This window comes from Selenomonas sp. oral taxon 892 str. F0426, from assembly GCF_000468035.1.
Lineage (GTDB): Bacteria > Bacillota > Negativicutes > Selenomonadales > Selenomonadaceae > Centipeda.
In genome coordinates this window covers 5,592-6,850 of sequence record NZ_KI260518.1, presented here as the reverse complement: position 1 = coordinate 6,850, position 1,259 = coordinate 5,592, and the positions used below count along the sequence as shown (strand labels likewise).

The following is a 1,259-nucleotide window of genomic DNA, read 5'->3' as shown; positions in this document are numbered from 1 at the left end:
CGAAAATGTCTCGGATAATGCGCTCCTGCCAGTCAATCAGATCGAAGGGCTTTCCCGCCCACGTCCCCTTCGTATGGCATAGGCACTCGATAAAGCCCACGGCATAGTCCGCAGCTGCTTTGTCATAGTGTGCGTCCTCTGCCATGAACTTTGTCGGCTTGTAGTCCGTCAGTTTCCGCAAGCAATCACCCCCATCAAAAAAGCCGCTCAATAGCGGCAATACGAGAAGCAGCCCCGAAGGGCTGTTTTGTTGTTCGGCGTGGCTTAGATGCGCTTCATGCACCAAGCCATCGCATGCCCGCCGTCCTCGAAAAGCTCGGTGGCGGCTTCGACAAGGTTCAAGCGGCATTCGATGTCCGCGAATCCCGTCTCCTCCGGCGTTTCGACCATCTCGTAGACGGCTGCGTGGAAGCCCCAACATTCCATCCCGACGACAAGGATCTGCTCGCCGTACCGCAGGATCGCGCCGCTCGTCCCGTACCGCATCTCATCGAGGTGCTCCATCGTGGTGGTCTTCGGCCATCTTGCTTCTGCGCTTTTCATTTTGTGTTCCTCGCTTTCTGTGTAGGTTGTCCCCTTTGTCATTTACATATTTGCTCTAAACGCAGAATATAGCAAGTCATATTTCGGATAAACTACACTTGTTTTTCGAGAGAAACACAGCCCCGAAAGGCTGTGCTGAATCGCTGAAACTGTCGGCTATTGCTCACCTGTGAGGATAAATCGTACATACGCCGCACGGTCTTCCTCGATGAAGAAGACCAGTTCGTAGTAGCCCATCTCGAATGCCATCCGCTGAACACCGGGAACGTCGAACATATTCACCCGCCCCGAATCGCGGATGTCCATGATCTGCGAGAAAACCTTCTCGTTCATGACTGACCGCCTTTCTGCACGATACGGAAGGAGTCCACGCCGGGGATCAGGCTGAGTGACGATCCTGTCTCCCATCGGACAAGAAGCTGCCCCGCGTCGTCAACACCCATGACCTCGCCCCTCGTTCCTGTCTGCGGGGCTTGCGGGTCGTCCATTCCGAGGAGTTCCACCCGTGTCCCGCGCGGGTACCGTTGCCGCAGTGCGGCGATCTGCTCTCTACTCGGAAACCGCATGATCCTCAGCCTCCTTCCGATGTCGGCTCTTGAACGCGCTGCTGCCCGTGAGGTTCTGCAGGAGAATCTTGCGCGACTCTTTGTAGGCGTTTCCGATCATGCCAAGACGCAGGAGAAAGCAGCGGAATGCGTATTTCTCGTTGTCCACAA

At 55.8% G+C, this 1,259-nt stretch carries 3 protein-coding genes and 2 pseudogenes; all 5 read right to left on the bottom strand.

Annotated elements, in window-relative coordinates:
* A pseudogene (locus tag HMPREF1992_RS11050) lies at window positions 1–181 on the bottom strand (terminase large subunit); the annotation flags it as partial.
* An 83-nt stretch (window positions 182–264) separates the two neighbouring features.
* A complete protein-coding gene (locus tag HMPREF1992_RS00750; protein ID WP_037357838.1) occupies window positions 265–543 on the bottom strand; it encodes a hypothetical protein in 279 nt (92 codons plus the stop codon).
* Window positions 544–699: 156 nt separating this feature from the next.
* Window positions 700–876, bottom strand: coding sequence for a DUF5049 domain-containing protein (locus HMPREF1992_RS00745; RefSeq protein ID WP_021683885.1), 177 nt, complete (start codon window positions 874–876; stop codon window positions 700–702).
* Window positions 873–1,109, bottom strand: coding sequence for a DUF4314 domain-containing protein (locus HMPREF1992_RS00740; RefSeq protein WP_021683884.1), 237 nt, complete (start codon window positions 1,107–1,109; stop codon window positions 873–875). Before HMPREF1992_RS00740 ends, HMPREF1992_RS00745 begins: the two co-directional genes overlap by 4 nt.
* Window positions 1,093–1,259, bottom strand: a pseudogene (locus HMPREF1992_RS11390) (virulence protein); the annotation flags it as partial. The gene HMPREF1992_RS00740 and the pseudogene HMPREF1992_RS11390, both read right to left, overlap by 17 nt.

Excerpts from the sequence above, each read along its gene's own strand:
- HMPREF1992_RS00750 (WP_037357838.1), bottom strand. The coding sequence starts at position 543 with ATGAAAAGCGCAGAAGCAAGATGGCCGAAGACCACCACGATGGAGCAC.
- HMPREF1992_RS00745 (WP_021683885.1), bottom strand. The coding sequence starts at position 876 with ATGAACGAGAAGGTTTTCTCGCAGATCATGGACATCCGCGATTCGGGG.
- HMPREF1992_RS00740 (WP_021683884.1), bottom strand. The coding sequence starts at position 1,109 with ATGCGGTTTCCGAGTAGAGAGCAGATCGCCGCACTGCGGCAACGGTAC.